Source organism: Lactobacillus sp. YT155, from assembly GCF_030504545.1.
Classification (GTDB): Bacteria; Bacillota; Bacilli; order Lactobacillales; family Lactobacillaceae; genus BQUT01.
The window spans coordinates 134101-154883 of sequence record NZ_JAUKWP010000001.1; the positions used below are offsets into that span (position 1 = coordinate 134101).

At 36.1% G+C, this 20783-nt stretch carries 14 protein-coding genes; 2 read left to right on the forward strand and 12 right to left on the reverse strand.

Annotation, left to right across the window (positions count from 1 at the left end):
• Window positions 1-25: 25 nt before the first annotated feature.
• From Q2T76_RS00760 to pth, 12 genes are all read right to left on the reverse strand, one after another.
• Window positions 26-4732, reverse strand: coding sequence for an InlB B-repeat-containing protein (locus Q2T76_RS00760; protein WP_302083177.1), 4707 nt, complete (start codon window positions 4730-4732; stop codon window positions 26-28).
• A 157-nt stretch (window positions 4733-4889) separates the two neighbouring features.
• Complete coding sequence (lysS, locus tag Q2T76_RS00765; protein WP_302083893.1) at window positions 4890-6371, reverse strand: lysine--tRNA ligase; 1482 nt, start codon at window positions 6369-6371, stop codon at window positions 4890-4892.
• A gap of 45 nt (window positions 6372-6416) precedes the next feature.
• Entirely contained in the window at window positions 6417-7412 is a 996-nt protein-coding gene (gene dusB, locus Q2T76_RS00770) for a tRNA dihydrouridine synthase DusB (RefSeq protein WP_302083179.1), read from the reverse strand.
• Window positions 7413-7484: 72 nt separating this feature from the next.
• Window positions 7485-8354, reverse strand: coding sequence for an Hsp33 family molecular chaperone HslO (gene hslO / locus Q2T76_RS00775; protein WP_302083895.1), 870 nt, complete (start codon window positions 8352-8354; stop codon window positions 7485-7487).
• 43 nt (window positions 8355-8397) lie between these two features.
• Window positions 8398-10545 carry an ATP-dependent zinc metalloprotease FtsH gene (ftsH, locus tag Q2T76_RS00780; protein ID WP_302083181.1) on the reverse strand — a complete coding sequence of 716 codons (2148 nt, stop codon included), beginning with the start codon at window positions 10543-10545 and terminating at the stop codon, window positions 8398-8400.
• 75 nt (window positions 10546-10620) lie between these two features.
• Entirely contained in the window at window positions 10621-11166 is a 546-nt protein-coding gene (hpt, locus tag Q2T76_RS00785) for a hypoxanthine phosphoribosyltransferase (protein ID WP_302083183.1), read from the reverse strand.
• Complete coding sequence (tilS, locus tag Q2T76_RS00790; protein ID WP_302083185.1) at window positions 11153-12505, reverse strand: tRNA lysidine(34) synthetase TilS; 1353 nt, start codon at window positions 12503-12505, stop codon at window positions 11153-11155. The genes hpt and tilS overlap by 14 nt, the downstream gene beginning before the upstream one ends.
• A 35-nt stretch (window positions 12506-12540) precedes the next feature.
• Window positions 12541-12933: a septum formation initiator family protein gene (locus Q2T76_RS00795; RefSeq protein WP_302083187.1), complete on the reverse strand. Its 393-nt coding sequence runs from the start codon at window positions 12931-12933 to the stop codon at window positions 12541-12543.
• Window positions 12934-12978: 45 nt separating this feature from the next.
• Entirely contained in the window at window positions 12979-13218 is a 240-nt protein-coding gene (locus Q2T76_RS00800) for an RNA-binding S4 domain-containing protein (protein WP_302083189.1), read from the reverse strand.
• Window positions 13215-14741: a polysaccharide biosynthesis protein gene (locus tag Q2T76_RS00805; protein WP_302083190.1), complete on the reverse strand. Its 1527-nt coding sequence runs from the start codon at window positions 14739-14741 to the stop codon at window positions 13215-13217. Before Q2T76_RS00805 ends, Q2T76_RS00800 begins: the two co-directional genes overlap by 4 nt.
• The gene (gene mfd / locus Q2T76_RS00810) at window positions 14738-18259 is read right to left on the reverse strand and encodes a transcription-repair coupling factor (protein ID WP_302083192.1); all 3522 of its coding nucleotides are present in this window, start codon (window positions 18257-18259) and stop codon (window positions 14738-14740) included. The genes Q2T76_RS00805 and mfd overlap by 4 nt, the downstream gene beginning before the upstream one ends.
• 14 nt (window positions 18260-18273) lie before the next feature.
• Window positions 18274-18831 (reverse strand): aminoacyl-tRNA hydrolase, encoded by a 558-nt coding sequence (pth, locus tag Q2T76_RS00815; RefSeq protein WP_302083193.1) that lies wholly within the window; start codon window positions 18829-18831, stop codon window positions 18274-18276.
• Window positions 18832-18961: 130 nt separating this feature from the next.
• Here pth and Q2T76_RS00820 point away from each other — a divergent pair, with 130 nt between their 5' ends.
• Window positions 18962-19939, forward strand: coding sequence for an L-lactate dehydrogenase (locus Q2T76_RS00820; RefSeq protein ID WP_302083195.1), 978 nt, complete (start codon window positions 18962-18964; stop codon window positions 19937-19939).
• 157 nt (window positions 19940-20096) lie between these two features.
• Entirely contained in the window at window positions 20097-20762 is a 666-nt protein-coding gene (gene cbpA, locus Q2T76_RS00825) for a cyclic di-AMP binding protein CbpA (protein WP_302083197.1), read from the forward strand.
• Window positions 20763-20783 lie beyond the last annotated feature (21 nt).

The following is a 20783-nucleotide window of genomic DNA, read 5'->3' on the forward strand; positions in this document are numbered from 1 at the left end:
TAATGTTACGGCGTTTTTTTACTATCTATTTGTTTTCTTTTCTACGATTCAACCTTGCTAAACCAAGAATTGATAGTAGGCTGACCCCAAGAATACTAAATACATTCCCTAGAATTCTCTCATCACCAGTTCTTGGTAATGCTTTTTTGCTTGTTTTCACAGTCTTAGTTGTAGTTGTTACTTCTGTTTTTGTTCCAGGTTTGGTGAGATCTTTAGCTACTGGATCTTTAACATAAACAAAACTAATTGTCTGTGCTTTTGAAGTGAATACGCCTGTCATCACAGTCTTAATCAGACCTTGTTTGTAGGTGTATCCTTTAATCTCCAATGGATCAGGTGTTGTGAAACTTTCACCCAAGAATCCCTTAAGTACAACATCTTCAGCAAGTTTGTTTCCTTGCTCATCAACATGTTCTACTGTTACAGGAGCTGCAGCTGTTTTTTCCCAGATTGCATATAGTGTAACTGTATCACCATGTTTCTTAGTCAAAGCAGATATTTCTTGTCCGTCTTTGAATTCAACTTTACCATCGGCAGTTGTTGACCAACCTACGAAAGTATAGTTTTCGTTAGTGAAAGTATTTTCTGGCAAGTTAACAGCGGCATTTTCAACAACTGATAAGTCGGCCATGGTACCTTCACCACCATTGGCGTCAAAGGAGACAGTGTAATCAATATCTTTCACAACTACTTTAACTGTTTTTTCTTGTCCATCTTTTGTCTTAAGAACAACGTCATAAGTTCCAACTTTATCAAAGTTCACTCCTGATAAGTCAGCAGTCACGTCAATTGCTTTACCGTCAATATCAGTAGCCTTAGCTTTGAAATCATCAACTGCTGGTTTAGTTTCACCTAGACGATATTCGAAATCTTCACCTTCGATGGTTCTTAAGTCAGGCAGAACGGTCACAGCAGCTTTAGCGGTAACTCCATTGTATGAATACGTAACTTCATATTTACCTGCTTTGGTGGTATCAACCGCAGAGGCTAAAGGTAAAGTTACTTTATCAATTGTTACCTCGTTACCGTTTTGGTCTTTAGCTGAAACAAAGTTATCCTTTGGATCCCACTTGTCACCAACATGAATAGTTGAATCTTTAGCTTTAATTTCGGTTAAATCTTTTTTCCACACGGCATAGAATTTGAATTGCTCGCCTTCTTCAGTTGCTAAATTAGTCACTTCATCTTCGTCTTGAAAAGCAGCTCTTCCATCCGGAGTTAGTGCCCAACCTGCGAAGATGTAGCCTTCACGAGTATATTGATTTTTACTCAAGTTTTCCGTAACATCATAGATTCTAACTTGATCAGCCATGTAGCCTGTTCCACCATTAGGATCAAATACTGCCGTGTATTGATTAGCTTTCCAAACAGCATAAACAGTCTTATCGGTCAGAAAGTCGATACGTGTTCCATCGTTGAAATCAGGTGTTGTAGCAGCTTTTGAACTATTCCAACCTAAGAATGTATAGCCAATTCTAGTTGGTTTTGTGACATCGGCTAAATTAACATTGTCGCCAATATCATAGTTCTTCACTGTTTTACTAGGAATAACTCCAAAATAACCACCACCGTCATAGGTAACGTTAACTGATTTAGCTTTCCAAACAGCTTGTAAATCAATCTTATTAATACCGTTACTGAATGCAACGTTTTCACCTGGTTGATAGCTCTTGCTGGAATCATTTTTATCAACCCACTTCACAAATTCGTATCCAGGCAAAGTTGGAACATCAGTTGAGAGTTTGATTATTCCATTGCCAAAGACATCTAATAGTTCACCTTGACTGACAGGGATGTTGGTAGCATGCTCGACACCTTCAAGTAAAAATCCAGGTAAGTTCTCTTCATAGTTCACTTGTGCAACTTCAGTACTAAAGGTTATTAATTTACTATTAGCGTTGAAAGTTGTTTCTGAACCAACTTCTTTAGCTGAGTATTGGAATTGATTAATAGCTTTTTGATTATTAGCATTGGGAACTAAGAAATTCAAAACAGTATCCAATGATTCATTGGGTTTAATTGTGGTGGCATCAAAATCAATAAATACCGCAGTTACTGTTGATACATCAGTTGGCTTAGTTGTTGTAAATCCATATGAACTTAGTTTCGCTGCGTTCCAAGTTTGTAAGTCAGTATCATATTTTGGCAAATCTGAAACTGGTTTGGTTGTGTAATAAACCTTGGCACCGGTCAATGCACTGTCTAATCCAGCGAACGCAACTTGGCCAGTTGAACCACGACCATCACTTATTGAAGGAAGAATATCATACAAGCGCACATTACCAAAAATGGTATTCCCAGTGTTTTCGATTGTGGCTTTCATTTGTGGTGAACTACCCTTGTCAACGGCAAAATTAGTTAAGCTTGACCATGCATCACTCACACCTTTACGACCAGCACTAGAGCCATCAATCTTACTTGCGTTAGCAACGTTCATTGCAGTGTTTCCAGTTGTATAACCTGAATATGAGCTTTCTTTTGAGTTATCGTAACCCATTTTTTGAGCTATATCGTTTGCTAGGTTATTTGTTGCTTTAGACAATTGAACAAACGATGGTTCATTGTGACTGGCTGCCACAGCTTTAATTGGATACGTTGCTACTGGTGCGCCACTCTTGACCTTGAATTGAACTGGGATACTAAATGAAATAATTGACGTATTTTTATACCCCACACCATTTGCATTGAATTTGTAATAGTTATAGTTACTATCGGAGGAAACCAGAGTTACTTTTACCGATCCTGGATAAGTATGTTTATTCTTTTCATCCACAAAGTCTTTATAAGCTGAAGGATTCTGAAGTTCGAGAACCTTTGGCACAGCTACAACTACTTCTGGATTGGTCCAATCACCGATAGCCCCAACTTCGTTATATCCTTGAATTTGATAATCAACTGTTTCACCCGGTTTTTTATCTTTAGCATTGCTACTTACAAATTGAGCTCGGGCTTGAGTTGACTGGCTAGGTGCATAGTAGACAGTTCCAGCATCCTGTTCAATAACTGTTGGAACAGTTTTTGATGGATTAGTTTCATCATCATAATATTTGGCTGCACCTGTTTGAACTGTATATTTTTGATTCTTTAGAATATTCGTCCCATCAGGCCATTTATTATTTCCCCAGTTTTTTGCAGAATAAGCTACTGCAATTCCATTTTTAGGATTTAAGTGCCCTTCAGTTATTCCATCTGCACCCATAGGAATAGTATGAATTTTATCAATATATTCATTGTCATTTAAGTCAGGTAACTGAGCATCAAAAGTTCCCATTCTTGGGAAATTTTCAACTGTGCGAGTTGTCTTTGTTAAAGCATTTTTGATTTCAAATTTAACTTTCCAATATGTTGGCAGTACTGCTTTAGACTCAGTGAACCCTCTTACAGTGAATTTCTGATAATTAATTTTTGAAGAATCAGTATTTTTTTGATAAACAACAAAATTAGTATTCTTCACATCTTTCGTACCAATGTTTTTGAATGTCCACTGATGAACATATGAAGTCCAACCAAAAGTACTAATACTTCCCGAGACACTTGCAGGATCAGCTAAATTCACAGTTGCAAGTCCAACTGAATCTGCAACTCGATGACTTGTAGTTCCTTGATATACCTTAAATTCTGATTGCTCCGTTTTTGTAAAATTCTTACTACTGGATACCGTTTTTTCTTCACCATTAGCCTTGGTGTAGATCATTCCACTTCCAATATGAAAACTGTCGCCTATCTTAAACGTATTCGGTAGTGTGAATTTTAATTCTAAGTCTTTGAAATTTGTATTTACATCATTCGCATAATTCCAATTGTTGAAGGTGTTCGCATCATCAGTAATCGTTCGATAATATCTAGTATAGCCAGTTGGAATATTGTTATCATCGGCAGAAGTGAATCCTTGTGTGCTGTAATAGCCGTTAGCTCCTTCTATTACGGTACCAGTTGGTACTTCAATAAATAGCCGGTTATTCTTTGTACCATCTAATAAAGAAATGAGATTCTTGTTGTTATTATAGATAATCCTCATGCCAATTTTGCCATCAACATACTTATCATCAATAGGTGTTCCATAAATTTGGTAAGTATTCATGCCATCTACTGCAGTGGATTTAATCGTTTTTATAGCTGATTCACTAATGACACTTCCGTCATTTTTATCAATTACGGTAGCTTTTAAGTTGTTCCAAATAATTTGTCCAGCTGGAATTTTGGCATTGTATTTGTCGTTAAATTTAAATCTTAAATTTAATGTTTCAACACCTAAGTTTGATTTCTTTAAATGAATAATTAGCTTTTGATTAGTTTCGTCATTTTCATATGAAGAGACAACTGAACTGGGCTCTAGTACACCCGGATCAATAAAACTAAAGATTGGATCGCTCATTGAAAAATTCTTGAAGACTGGATCTCCAGAATTAGGATTGAATCCATAAGGCACTTCAATTACGGTCTTATCTGAGATTTCATGGTTAATAGCAACATTCAGTGAAACATTTACTTCCTTTGGACCTACATTGGTCACTGGATCCACATATGTTTGGAAGGTAGTCGGTGCATTTATACCAACCTCCACAGGCTTTGTAGCTTTAGTCCCCTTATCTGATTTCATCAGACTTTTTTGGGCGTTCATTTCCAGCGCTTGGCTGTTAGAAATCGCTAAGACTGGTTCAACCGCCACGGCAGCCAAAACAGATAGCACCATAATCAGGCTATTTGCGGAAATTCGCGCTCTTTTCTTCATACCGTTTCCTCCGAGTGCATAAATATATAATTATGCCTAGTATAACAATAAAAAGTTAATCAAAAAAGGATTTTTTACGCTTCATTCCTAGCTAATTGTTGAATTTGAACGTCTTTTCAACCAACGAAAATAAAAAACACCTCACTTTGGAGGTGTTTTAGTCATTATGATGTTCTGGTTTCATAGTTGGGAATAACAAGACATCCCTGATTGAGGCAGCGTCAGTTAGTAGCATTACTAGACGATCAATCCCTATACCCAATCCACCTGTTGGTGGCAAACCATATTCGAGCGCTTCAATGAAGTCTTCGTCAATTCCTTCGGCTTCATCATTTCCAGCATCACGTTCTTCTGCTTGTGATTCAAAACGTTCTCTTTGATCAATTGGATCATTCAATTCAGTAAAGGCATTAGCATACTCATTACCAAGGATGAATAATTCAAAACGATCAGTGAATCTTGGATCATCGGCATTTTTCTTAGCTAGTGGTGAAACATCAACTGGATGTCCATAAATAAAGGTCGGTTCTTTGATTGTTTCTTCAACAAATGTTTCAAAGAATTCATTAATGATATGACCAACTTGCCAGTATTCTTCATACTTAACATGTTTTTCATCAGCTAATTGACGAGCTTCATCAAGTGTCATTTCTTTCCAGAAATCAATTCCGGTCACTTCTTTAATTGCATCAACCATATGTACACGATGGAAAGGTTTTTCCAAATCAACAGGTTCTCCTTGGTAGGTGAACTGTAAAGTACCCAAGGCTTCTTTGGCAGCAAATTGGAAAATCCCTTGAGTTTCGTCCATCACATCGTTGAAGTCAAAGTAAGCAGCATAAGTCTCTAACGAAGTAAATTCAGGATTATGATGAGTGTCGACTCCTTCATTTCTGAAGACACGGCTCAACTCATATACTCGCTCCATTCCACCAACGATTAATTCTTTTAGTGGTAGCTCCAGAGCAATTCGCATATACATATCGATATCTAAGGCATTGTGATGAGTAATGAATGGTTTGGCAGCAGCTCCACCAGCGCGTGTTCCTAAAACTGGAGTTTCAACTTCTAAGAAGCCTTCACCATCTAAATAACGACGAACTGCAGAAATAATCTTGGTACGTTTAACGAAACGATCATAACTTTCTTGATTGGTAATCAAATCAAGGTATCTTTGGCGATATCTTTGTTCGATATTTGTTAGTCCATGATATTTATCTGGAAGTGGACGAAGAGCCTTGGTAAGCATTGTCAGATGAGTGGCTTTGATAGTTAACTCACCCATATCAGTCTTCATAATTTCGCCAGTCACACCAAGAATGTCACCTAAGTCACTACGTTTGAAAATCAAATAATTATCTTCACCGACAACATCTTTTCGAACATATATTTGAATACGTCCAGTACGATCTTTAATATCAGCAAATCCAACTTTACCCTTACCACGTTTGGTCATCATTCTTCCTGCAATAACAGTTGTAAGAGCTTTTTCATCAAGGTCTTCTTTTTCAGAATCGTTGTATTTTTCATGGATTTCTGCAGCAGTGTTCTGCACTTCAAATCTTGAACCAAATGGATCAATTCCTAGTTCAGACAATTCATTCATTTTGTCTCGTCTGGCCTTTAATTGATCATTCATTTGTCTTTGTTCACCAGTTAGCTTTGCCAAAATATTTCCTCCAGTTTATTTATTTGTTACTTCTATTTTTTCAAGTTTCTCAATAAAGTCATCTAAGATATCAAATACTTCTTTACGAGTATTTACTTTCATTACGGCAGCTCTGACACGAGCAGCACGTGGAATTCCTTTTAAGTAATAAGCAGCTTGTTGTCTAAATTCTGGAACCGCGACATACTCACCTTTTAAATCAATCAAACGGTCTAATTGAACTTTAGCTGTTTGAATTTTTTGTGATGGAGTTGGCTCAGGAATTAATTCACCTGTTTCTAGATAATGATTCATTGCTTCTAGGCGCCATAGGTTACCTAAAGCAGCCCGACCAACCATTACTGCATCAGCCCCAACTTCTTCAATCATAATTCTCGCATCTTCAGGAGTTTTGATATCACCATTTCCCATGAAAGGAATAGTTAGTTCCTGAGCAACATCATGTAAAATATCCCAGTCTGCGTATCCAGTATACATTTGCTTACGAGTCCGACCATGCATAGCAAGCGCTGCAGCACCAGCTTCTTGGGCAGCCAAAGCATTCTCTACGGCAAAAATATGATCTTCATCCCAACCAGTTCTCATTTTAACAGTGACTGGTTTATCAACAGCAGATGTTACTGCATGCACCATTTCATATACTTTATTAGGATCTAGCAACCAACGAGCACCGGCATCAGTTTTGACAATCTTATTAACTGGGCAACCCATATTGATGTCAATAATATCTGCTTCTGTATTTTCAGCAACAAAAGAAGCCGCTTCAACAAGCGTTTCTTTCGTGCCACCAAAAACTTGAATACTAACAGGATGTTCTTTAGGATCAACAAACAACATATTCAAAGTTTTCTTATTACGATAGATAATGCCTCGATCACTGATCATTTCGCAAACAACTAATCCAGCCCCGAACTCGCGGGCGGTAAGGCGAAACGAAGCATTTGTAATTCCTGCCATTGGTGCAACAACCACTTGATTAGGGATTGTCACATCACCAATTTTCCATTCCATTTATCTAATATCTCCAAAGTTTTTTATCCGATTAATGATAGCAAAGAAATCAAGGCGTGACAAGATTGAGTTCTAGACTAATTCCTTTAATTCGTCAGTCGTGAACTGATATTTCTTACCACAGAACTTGCAGACCGCTTCTGCTCCTTGATCAGCATCAATAATTTCTTGTAAATCTTTTTTATCAATCGATGCTAAAGCATCTTTGAAACGATCCTTAGTGCAATCACATTTGAACTCTACATCCATCGTTTCTAATACCTTGACGTTATCTTCATCAAATAAATCAAAAATAATTTGTTCGGGAGTTTTGCCTTCACGTAGAGATTTTGAAACCAGAGGCATGTCTTTTAGCTTTGCTTCTAAGTTAGTAATTGCATCTTCGTCTGCATCAGGTAAAGTCTGCACCAAGAATCCACCTGCAGCTTCAACACTCTCTTCTGGTTGTACAAAAACAGACAAGCCAATTGCCGAAGGAGTTTGCTCAGATTTAGCCATGTAGTAAGTGAAGTCTTCAGCAATTTCACCAGAAACTAGCCCTACTTGACCAGTAAATGGCTCTTTAAGTCCTTGATCCTTGGTTACAGTCAAACTTCCTTTTGTTCCTAATGCCGCTGCCACATCAATTTTTCCTTGAGCATTACTGTCTAAACTGACATGAGGATTATTAATATATCCTTTGACTGTTCCTTTAGAATTACCATCAGCAACCACACCACCAACTGGTCCATCACCGATTAAACGCACGGTTAATTGATCATCGTTTTTTAATAATGCTGTTGAAATCAGAAGTGTTCCAATCAAAGTACGTCCCAACACTGCGGTTGAGTTTACCCACGTATCGTGTTTGAGATGTGCTTCTTGAACTAATGCAGTTGCATCCACACAATAGACCCGGAAGTTATTATCTTTGGTTATTGCTTTGACTAAGTAATCTTTCATTGTTATTCCTTTCATAAAAAAAGACCCCCAAAGGAGTCAATTCTTACTCGTCATCTTTAGTATCAGATTTTGGAGTTTCTTGATCAGTAGCTTCTTTTTTTGAACCTTCTTCGGATGGAGTATCGTTTTTAGCGTGATCTTCTTGATCAGTCTTTTTCTCGATAGTTCCTTCTTCAGTTTGTTTTTGAGCATCTTTTCTTTCTAATGCAGCTTTAGCTTCATCAAAAGTTGCTGCTGTTTCGCTTGGGAATTCATCAGTTTCTTTTTCTGGCATCTTACCATTATTAAAGAGACTAAGAATTTCAGCTTCATTAAGAGTTTCATACTTCAATAAAGCATCAGCGATTGCTTTGTGTTGTTCACGATGTGATTCGAGAATTTCACGAGCACGTTTGTGCTGGATATCGATAATATCTCTAATTTCGTTATCGATTTCTTTAGCAGTTTGTTGTGAATATAGCGGTTGACCATATCCTCGTTGACTTTCTTTTTCAAGCATAACTGTACCGAGTTTTTCAGACATTCCATATTCGGTAACCATTTCGCGAGCAATGGCAGTTGCTTGTTCAAAGTCATTAGAAGCTCCAGATGACAATTCATTAAAGATCATTTCTTCGGCAGTTCTACCACCTAATAATCCAGCAATTTGTTCATCTAGTTCCTTCTTGGTTGCTAGGAATTGATCGTCTTTTGGAAGCATAATTGCATATCCGCCAGCACGTCCACGAGGCACGATTGTAACTTTACGTACAATACGTGAGTCGCTTAATACCAAACCAATCAAAGCATGACCAGCTTCGTGGTATGCAACAACATTACGTTCTTTGTCATTGATAGTTTTATCCTTCTTAGCAGGTCCAGCAATAACACGATCAGTTGCTTCATCAATATCCTTGTTATCAATCTTTGTCTTACCACGTCTAGCAGCAACTAGAGCAGCTTCGTTAAGTAAGTTTTCAAGATCGGCACCAACGAAACCTGGAGTTGTTTGAGCAACAACTTTCAAGTCAACATCGTCAGCCAATGGTTTGTTCTTAGAATGAACTTTCAAGATGGCTTCACGGCCCTTAACATCAGGACGACCAACCAGCACTTTACGATCAAAACGACCAGCACGAAGTAAGGCTGGATCTAAGACATCAGAACGGTTAGTAGCTGCAATGACAATTACACCTTCACTACCAGTAAATCCATCCATTTCAACAAGTAATTGGTTAAGGGTTTGTTCACGTTCATCGTTTCCACCACCCATACCGTTACCACGTTGACGAGCTACGGCATCAATTTCATCAATAAAGATGATTGATGGAGAGTTCTTCTTAGCGGTTTCGAATAAGTCACGAACACGACTAGCACCGACACCAACGAACATTTCCACAAAGTCTGAACCAGAAATTGAGAAGAAAGGAACGCTAGCTTCACCAGCAACAGCTTTAGCAAGTAAAGTCTTACCAGTACCAGGAGGTCCCTCTAACAAGACACCGGCTGGTATTCGAGCACCCAGAGAAATGTACTTACTTGGGTCTTTCAAGAACTCAACAACTTCAACAAGTTCTTGCTTCTCTTCTTCTGCACCAGCAACATCAGAGAAACGAACCCGATTCTTCTTAGGATCTTCTGGTTTAACTTGGGTCTTACCAAAGTTCATCATTCTGCCGGCTCCGCCACCTTGGCCACCACCAGATTGACTCATCATCATGTACAAGAAGAAGAACACGATAATAGTAGGTACAATTAACAAGGCAATGTTAAGCCATGCACCAGTTTGTGATTCTTCTTGTGCCTTTACTTTAACGTTATTTTTGACAGCTAAATCATTAATTGTCTTTAAGGTTGCATCATTAGGAAGCACCGTTGTAGTAAAGCGGGTTGCTTCAGATTGAGATGATTTAGACGAACCATTCAATAAATCTAAAACGGAATTTGGAGCTTTTTGACTCTTTTTATCTTTTTTATCAGTTTTCTTATTCTTAAATTCACCAGACACATGATAAGTTCCATTTGCTGGTTGCATTGAAAAATCTTTAACTTTGTTTTTTTGTAATTTGGAAATGAACTCTGTAGAGCTAACAACTTTAGTTTGTGAACCGCCACGATTACCGACAGCCCAACTCATTCCTAATACCAAAACAACAAAAATTAAAATGTAAAATAGGCTGTTATTTAATAGCCGATTTCTGTTGTTCTTCAAAATGTTGCCTCCTAAATTTTTATAATCAAAATAGTACCATAACAATATAAATTTAGCTATTTATATACTATTGAACTAATTTTGATAAACCTCAGGTTTCAAAACACCAATATATGGTAAATTACGATATTTCTCAGCGAAATCCAAACCATATCCTACAACGAATTCGTTCGGTACGGTTGTCCCCACGTAATCACTCTTAATGTTAACTTGACGATTTTCTTCTTTATCTAACAATGTACAAATTCTCACTGACTTAGCTTGACGAGTTTTGAATAATTCAATTAAATACTTCAAAGTCAAACCAGTATCAATGATGTCCTCAATGAAGACTACGTCACGACCAGCGACCGATACATCCAAGTCCTTCAAGATTTTGACATCCCCTGAAGAAGTCATTTCATCACCATAACTAGAAACATCCATAAATTCAATTTCTACCGGTGAATCCATCTTTCTCACTAGATCCGTTAAAAATAGTACAGCTCCTTTTAACACGCAAACAAAAATTGGATTTTTTTCAGCGTAGTCGGTACTCAATTCCTTGGCTAGTCGGGTATTAATTGCTTCTAGTTGTTCTTCACTAATTAAAACTTTCTCAATATCATCACTTAGTTTCATTGAGATCTCCTTTTATTTGTAGATAAAAATTTTGTTTATTGCCCTTTTCGTAATTCGAAATATTATATATTCCGTCTACCCATACAATTTTATCATCAAATGTCAGAATCAAGGCTTTTTCTTTTTGTTTTTTTGATAATTTTAAGTCAATCATTCTTTTTTTTAATTTTTGATGCTTATTATCGTTTAAAGTAAGCACATCTCCAGGTTGTCTGGTTCTCAAAACAATTTTTTTAGGAACCTGGTCCACGGTGATTTTAATTGAATTACTGACTTTAAATTCATCAGTTAACATTGCTGTTTGAACATTGTTGTTCAATTTAGCTCGTTTATTCATTTTCAAAGCAGTATTAATAGGAGGAAAAGTTTGTTTTTCTTCCAAATAAAACTGGTCATGGTCTTTTACAAAAACAAGGTTATCATCTAAATCTACTTCTAGATTAGGTTTACTTGATTTTACACAATCACTAATTTGTTCAATTTGCCGATCATTTAATGAAAACAACTGTTTCTTTTTCTTATACAAATTCCAAAATAGGATATTCTCTTGGTAACTAAGTGTTTTTAAGTTTTTTAGAGTTCCTGAATGTAAGTCTTTAGTCAGATCATTTAAGAAAATCGGTTGAAAATATTTTTCAACTACCAAGTTACTTGTTTGCAATTGATTGGCAAATTCGTTGAAATGCTCTAATAATTTAGAATTTTCTTTCTTTAAAACAGGTAATACTTGATTTCGCAATCGATTACGAACTGTAAAGTTTTCTGAATTTGTTTCGTCTTCAAAGTAAGTTAATTTTTGATTTTTGGCGTAGTTAATTAATTCTTGCTTAGAAAATTTTAGCAATGGTCTTAACAAGTTATTCTGTTTCAAATTTCGAATTGGCAACATTCCTTGAACTTCCGCAATATTGCCACTACGAATTAACTTCATCAAAATTGTTTCTGCTTGATCATCACTATGATGAGCTAAGACTAGATTGTTAATTTCTCGATCTTGTAATGTCTCAAGGAATTTTTGGTAACGAAAATTGCGGGCAGCATTCTCATTACTCCCCGATTGTTTCTTATCTTCAGTTTTCCAATTATAAATATGTAATTTGATATTTTTTTGTTCACAAAGTTCTTGTAAGTAATCCACTTCACTTTGACTTTGCTCACGAAGTTGGTGATTAATTGTCACTACTTCGAATTCAAACATAAACTCACGTTGCAGTTGTTCAAATAAATCTAACAACACCATTGAATCCACACCGCCAGAAATAGCCAAGAGATATTTATTCCCAGTGATAGTTTCATTCAAATTGATTAATTCTTTTTTAAACTGATTGTATAAATCCACAGTTGTTCTCCAATAAAAGTGCCATCATGATGATTTTACTTACTATCTGATTCGATATTATCCCCACCAGGGATGGAGTAAATCTGTTCGCCATCCTTGGAATAGTAGTATTTCGAACGAATGATTTTTTGAATATAATCATCGTCTTGTAATTGCTTAGCTTTAATCTTAAGTTCTTCGTTTTCTTTCTTTTGTTTCTTTAATTTATCTTGAGTGGTAATAATCGTATTATTAATTTCATTTTGAGCCAATTTTGCCCGAATGATTTGATAGCCAAAAAAGAGTACCACAAGAGAAATCACCGTAGTAATTGCGATGACTCGACGTTTGTGTACCGTTTGAACATATGTTAAAGGCTTTTTATCTTGTTTTTTTGTACGACTTCTAAGTGAAACAATCTTCTTAGAATTATCGTTACCTTTCTTCATAATTATTCACTTTCTTAACTTAATTCATCACCACAGTATAGCAAATTATAACTGGCGATACATCAACTCAGCGTCATTTTTCTTGGTAGAATCTTGAATACTTAACACTTCAAAGACACTGTCGTTAGTAGCAAAATGAATTGTCACTTTGTCACCAACCACTACATTTGAAGAAGATTTTGCCACTCGACCATTGATTTCAATTTTTCCTTGATCGGCAACGTCTTTGGCAATTGTTCTTCTTTTGATAATCCGACTTGTTTTTAAAAATTTGTCTAATCTCATTTTACTATCCTTTTCAAAATTGGGAGGTCACTTAACTCTTCTTTAGTAAAAACTTTTAATTTCAAAATAACTATTCCGTAAACTAAAACACCTACGATAATCCCAATTACTGTTACCACTATACTATCAAGTCTGGAATCATTTAACCATAGATATGAAATTTCGGTTGCTCCCCAGACTGTTAATGTCATAACCAATAGTGCAAAACTAACTTTGAAAATAAATCCATTCTGAACAAATACTTGTTTAATGCTGCGATTACTAATCAAAAGCATGGCTATTAATAGGAACACCAAACTGATATTAGTTGACCAACTAACTCCCATCAAGCCCCATTGTTGAATCATGAAGTTATTGAGAACAGTTTTAATCACTAATGTAATCACGATAAGTAACAGAATAAGTTTGTGATGACGATTGTCATTCAAGGTTACCAAAATATTAACTAGCGAATATAAAGCAATTGAAATTAAGAAAACCGCAATTACATCAGAACTTTTAGTATCTTTAAAAAACATAATATTGATTGGTTTAATCAACAGACATAACCCAACTGTTTCAGCTAAAGACAAACCGATACAGAATTTCAAAACTCGATTAATGACTGTTTGATCTTTGTTAGCTTGTTTAGCGGGCACCAAGACCGATAGGAATGATACTACCACCACAATTCCGAGTTGGGCTAACGGTTGTGCACGATCAAAAATTCCTTTCTGAATACCAGCATCCATTACCGAATAGCCATTCTTTAATAGTCCAGGAACAATTGTTAATGAATCGATCATTTGAAAGAACACTAGAATTCCTGTAACTAATATTATTCCTAGTCCTTCGACAAAGATTTTTTGTGAAAGATTCCAATTAAAACTTGGCCAAAGATTCAACTTCACTGTCTTATGATGAAGGAAAAAGATTACTAAGTAAATGCTAGCAACAATGGCTGCCACTACCGAACCAAAGTTGGCCAGTGCTCCCATGTCATAAACATCAAAAGCATTTCTGGTAAACAAGACGGCCACAATCAATATCAATGTCACTCGCACAATCTGCTCGATAACTTGAGACATGGCACTAACTTTCACATCTAGTCGACTCTGATAATAACCGCGAATTACTGCTTCAATTGGCATCAATAGGTAAATCAATGCCGTTACTCGTAGTTCCTCGGCAATATTCTTATCACCCATCATTTGCGCAATTGGCTGAGCAAAAATTTGGATTATCATCACCAAGAAGATTGCTACATACATTAGTAGCCAAAAGACATCTCGAAAATTCTGTTTTAGTTGTAGTTCAGAATTATTTGAGAAGATTTTAGAAATCAACAATGGGAGTCCCGTTAATGACAGCACTCCAAAAATTCCATAAATTGAATAAATTTGTTGATAGACATAATAACCATGGTCGCCAACCATATTTTGTAATGGCACTCGATAGACAGCACTCAGAATCTTTGAAAAAATTGCTGCAAAAGCCATCATCCAGGTACCGGTTAAGAGTTTCTGATTGATTTGATTACTCATTGATTGCTACTTTCTTTTGCACTAGTAATTTCATATAATCCACTGACAAAACTTTCTAACTGATCTAATAACTCATTATCACTGACTTTGTTTACATCCTTGAAAACAAGCTCAAACTTATCATCAACTTGTTTAACGTTGGCTTTCATATTAGTAAAGGACAAGGCTTTAAAAATATCTTCGCCACTTAATTGACTTGAAATGTCGACTGATAATATCAAAATCAATTGGTCATTCTTACGCATTAACGATTCTACTTGTGAATGATCTAAGAATGACTTGATGTAACTAATTCGAATTAACGCCTCAGTTTGTTCAGGAATTTCACCAAAACGATCGATTAATTCAGCTTGGACTTCTTTGACGCTTTCTTTCGAGTCAATTAACTTAATTCGTTTGTACATTTCAATTTTTTGTCGGTCATCGTCAATATAATCACTCGGAATATAAGCTTCAATTTTAAGATTCAATTCACTATCAACGGTTTTCTGTTCTTTGACACCACGTTTTTTATTCACCGCATTAGTCAACATTTGCATATAAAGGTCATATCCAACCGAATCAATAAATCCATGTTGTTGTTTACCTAATAAGTTCCCCGCACCACGAATTGAGAGATCACGCATAGCAATCTTGAAGCCAGAACCTAATTCGGTGAAGTTCTTAATTGCTTCTAAACGATTCTCACTAACTTCGGTCAAGACTTTATTAGGTTTGTAGGTGAAATATGCATAAGCCACACGATTGGAACGACCAACACGTCCACGTAGTTGATATAACTGTGATAGGCCATAACGATCAGCATTCTCGATAATCAAAGTATTAGCATTTGGCATATCAACACCAGTTTCAATAATGGTGGTCGTTACTAGAACATCATATTCACCTTGTAAGAAGTCATAAATAACTCCTTCTAATTGAACTTCAGTCATTCGTCCGTGAGCATACGCAACTCTGGCATCAGGTACTAGTGCCTCAATTTGAGCAACCGTTCGTTCAATATCATCAACCTTATTATGTAAATAAAAAACTTGTCCATTCCGTTCCATTTCTCGATTGATTGCACTAGCAATCGCAGAAGCATCCTGTTCCATTACATAGGTTTGAATTGGGTAGCGATTACTTGGTGGTGTTTCAATAACGGATAAATCACGCACTCCTAGCATCGACATATTTAAAGTTCGAGGAATTGGAGTAGCTGTTAAAGTTAGAACATCAATTTGTGATTTCAATTCTTTCAAACGTTCCTTATGTTTAACCCCAAAACGTTGTTCTTCATCAACAATTAATAGTCCTAAATCCTTAAACTCAACATCTTTTGATAATAAACGATGAGTCCCAACAACTACATCAATTGTACCGTTTTTCAAATTCTTGACGGTTTCTTTAATTTGTTTGGCTGTTTGAAAGCGCGACAAAATAGCAACATTAACGGGAAATTGTGCAAAACGTTCTTGCATAGTTTCGAAATGTTGCTGTGCCAAGATTGTTGTTGGCACCAGAAATGCTGCTTGTTTTTGATTTTCAACTGCTTTAAAAATTGCTCTTAGCGCGACTTCGGTTTTTCCAAAGCCAACATCCCCAACCAACAAGCGGTCCATGGGACGTTTTTGTTCCATATCGTGCTTAATCTCATCAGCACTACGAATTTGATCAGGCGTTTCTGGATAGGCAAAACTATCTTCAAATTCACGCTGCATCTCATCATCTTTTGAGAAAGCAAAACCAACTTCTGCTTCTCGTTTCGCATATAAATCAATTAAGTCATCCGCAATGTCTTCAATACTATTTTGGACTTTACTCTTAGTTTTTTGCCATTCAACTCCACCTAATTTATTTACCTTAGGAGTTTTTCCTTCTGAAGCAACATATTTTTGAACTAGGTTTAACTGTGTAACTGGCACATAGATTGTGCCACCATCACGATATTCAACCGTAATGTAATCTTGGAACTTGCCGTCAACTTCCATGGTTTGAATACCGGTAAATTTACCAATTCCGTGATTCACATGGACAACGTAATCACCCGGCTTCAATTCATTGTAGCTCTTAATTCGTTCAGCATTGTTTAGACTTGGTCGACGACGTTTCTTCGAGACCTTATTAAAAAGTTCGGCTTCAGAAATTACGACTAAACTCTCATCATTAAATTCAAATCCATTAGCAAGTGATCCATGAATAATCTGTGTCGCTTTTTTTTCAATTTGGCCATCCCGATTGTAAGTTGCTTTAACCTCAAAATCAGCCAGCGTGTTTTGAATATTTTGAATTCGATGGTTATTTTCAATCAAAAATACAATCGTGTTATTTTCTTTTTGCCAACGATTAACTTCACTTCGAATTAATGGCATTTGGCTAAAGAACTTGGGAATACTTCTGACACGCAAGTTTACTAATTGATCGAGTTTTAATTTTCCGAGACTCTTTTGTAACATCGACAAATAAATTTGTTGATGTGCATCACCCTTAATCACATTCATGAAACGTTGACGGATAACTTGATTAGGTAATGCCTTACCCATTTCCATCTGTGCTGTTAACCACGTTTCTTGATCTTGAGCATTCTCATTCATTTGATCAATCAAACGATTATAATCGTTGAAAATCAAGACATCATCATTATCCAAGTAATCCAAAATAGAGTGTTTCTTTTGATAAACATAATCAACAAAAACACCCAGTTTTTCGGGAATAATTCTTTGTTTGAGTTTTTCGATAATTGGCGAAATATTCTCAGTTAAATTCTTTTGTAGTTCTTCACTATCAGTTTTTTGTAAGATTGCTTGTAAGTCAGTCTCGATTTTTGAAGCAACACTAGGCAGTTCACTTAACTGGACTATCCTATCGGTGGCCGAAATCACTTCTACAGAATCGATATCACTAATTTTTAGTTGCGTACTTTCATCAAAATAACGAATGCTATCAACTGTATCACCAAAAAACTCAATTCGAATAGGATTATCCAAATTCAATGGATATAAGTCGACAATATCTCCACGGATAGCAAAATCCGTTGGCTTAGCAACGATACTTTGTCGTTCGTAACCCATAGCTGTCAACATCTCAGGGAGACTGGTTAATTCATAGTCGGAATCTTTTTCAAAAGTTATTTTGGCTGCATTAAATTCTTCAGGAGAGCTAATGACGTACTCTAACCCCGCCACACTTGTAACCACAATTCCTGCTTCATCGGAATTCAAAAAATTCAAAGCATCTAATCTTTGTGCCAAGGAATCATAAGAACCAATTGCGGCTTCAGTAGCAATACCTTCTTCAACCGGAAAAAGATGAACTAAGTTTTCATCTAATACTCGATTCAAGTCATCAAAGGTCTGATTGGCATGAAAATTGGTGTTCTCTACCACTAAAATTTGTTGTTTCTTGCCCAACAATCCAGCAAAAAAAAGCGTATTTGCGGATCCTGACAATCCGGTCAATAAACTTTTGGTATTATCTTCGACTTTATTTACAAATTCTTGAATTTGTTGATTATGAAAGAATTCTTCGACTAAGTTCAATTTATTCCTCTTTATTAGTTGTATTGGTTCATGACTTTTTCAAAATTATCGTTCTTGATCCAATCAACGATTGCTTCAGTTGCTCTATCTAACCCACTCAAAGCTTCAATTTGTTCATCTTTACTAAACGGTGTTAATACCCAGTCAACCACACTCTTCTTATCTGGATGTTGAATACCGATTTTTACTCGCTTGAAGTCATTTCCACCGACACTGTTGATAATACTCTTGATACCATTATGCCCACCGGCTGAACCTTTAGGGCGTAATCTAACCTTACCAATTGGTAAATCCATGTCATCTTGAATCACTAACAGCTCATCTCTTTGAATTTGAAAATAAGCCATTAACATGCCAACGGCACGACCTGAATCATTCATATACGTTAGAGGTTTAACGAGAAAAATATCTTCTCCCTTATATTTAAAACGACAATATTTGGCATCGAAATCATTTTTATTTAACGGTTCACCAAATTCTTCGACTAGTTTGTCGATTACTAAAAAACCCATATTATGTTTTGTGTTTTCGTATTTTTTTCCTGGGTTACCTAAACCAACTATTAATTTCATGTTAATTCCACCATTTCAATATTAAATATTATATCATGTAACAATTCTTTAATTACAATTTTCACCTTTTTTTACGGCCAAAAAAACAGTATAATAGTCCTTGATGTAAAATACTAGGAGGCCTAATTCTATGACATCTACAAACTCAAAGAACCACCAAAAAGTAATTCTTGTTGGTGATGGCGCAGTTGGTTCATCTTTTGCTTACGCTATGACTTTACAAGGTATTGCTCAAGAAATCGTAATCGTTGATATTGCAAAAGAAAGAACCGTTGGGGACGCATTGGACTTATCTGATGCTGTACCGTATACATTCCCTAAGACAATCAGAAGCGGTGAATATTCAGATGCAACTGATGCTGATATCGTTGTTATTACAGCTGGTGCACCTCAAAAACCAGGTGAAACCAGACTAGATTTAGTTAACAAAAACTTGAACATCCTAAAAACAATTGTTAATCCAATTGTTGAATCAGGATTTAATGGTATCTTCTTGGTTGCTGCTAACCCTGTTGATATCTTGACATATGCAACCTTGAAACTTTCAGGTTTCCCAAGACACCGTGTTATCGGTTCAGGTACTTCTCTTGATTCTAACCGTCTACGTAAATTCGTGGCTGAAGAAGTTGAAGTTGATCCTCGTTCAGTTCATGCTTACATCTTAGGTGAACATGGTGATTCAGAATTCGCTGCTTGGTCACACGTTACAATCGGTGGTCTAACTATTAAAGAATGGATGGCCGCTCATCCTGGTAGCTTCACACATGAAAGACTTGAAGAAATCGAAAAACGTACCGTTAATGCCGCTTACGAAATCATCAGTGGTAAAGGTGCTACTTTCTACGGTGTTGGTACAGCCTTGGCTCGTATCTGTCGTGCTCTTCTTAACAACGAAAACACTGTCCTTCCATTATCCGTATACATGGATGGTCAATATGGACTAAACGATCTTTACGTTGGTACTCCTGCTGTTGTTAACAAAGACGGTTTGAGACAAGTTCTTGAAATTCCATTGAACGAAGAAGAAACAAAACGTATGCAAGAATCTGCAACAGCTTTGGAAAAAGTTATTGAAGATGGATTCAAAGCAACAGATATTAAAAGATAATTTTTAAAAAGAACTTAATTTAGATTAAGTTCTTTTTTTGTTAACATTTTTTTAATCTGCAAAATTCGATAGTTTAAGGCATTACAAACATTTTTATGCTAATATTAATTGGAGAGATTAAAATCTACTTAAAATACTCTAGAGGAGTTTACAAATAATGCTTATTGAATCTCTAGTTATCAAAAAAGATAAATTAACTACCGTTCAAGCAGACTATACTATCCAAGACGCCTTAGACGTTTTAGAAAAGTCCGGGTACCGTTGCGTTCCTATTTTAGATAAAACAGGCCAAATTTTTCGGGGAAATATTTATAAGTCACATATCTATCGTCATAAGGCAAATGGTGGTGATATGTCACTTCCTGTAACTGATCTATTAAAGAATACTACCAAAACAATTCAAATTGATTCACCTTTCTTCAAGGTTTTCTTCAACATCAAAGATTTACCTTACATCGCTGTACTCGATGAAAAAAATACTTTCTTTGGAATCTTGACTCACTCCAAACTTTTAGACATGCTTTCCGATGCCTGGAACATGAACTTGAGTAGTTATGTTTTAACTGTTCTGTCAGATGGGAAACAAGGCGATTTGGCATTAATGTCCAAAATAATTGGCAAGTATGTTTCTATCGGCGGTTGTATGACCCTTGATGCAAAAGAAGATGTTGGCGTTAAACGTCGAACACTTTTCACTTTGCCAATTGGAACATCTAGCGAAATCCTTGAAAAAATTTCCAAAAAATTAAACCGTAAAGGCTTTAAAGTTATTGAGGTTGATGACCTTCAATCAGGGACCGTGCTAAGTAGTGAAGATAATTAAAAAACCACTTCAAATTCGAAG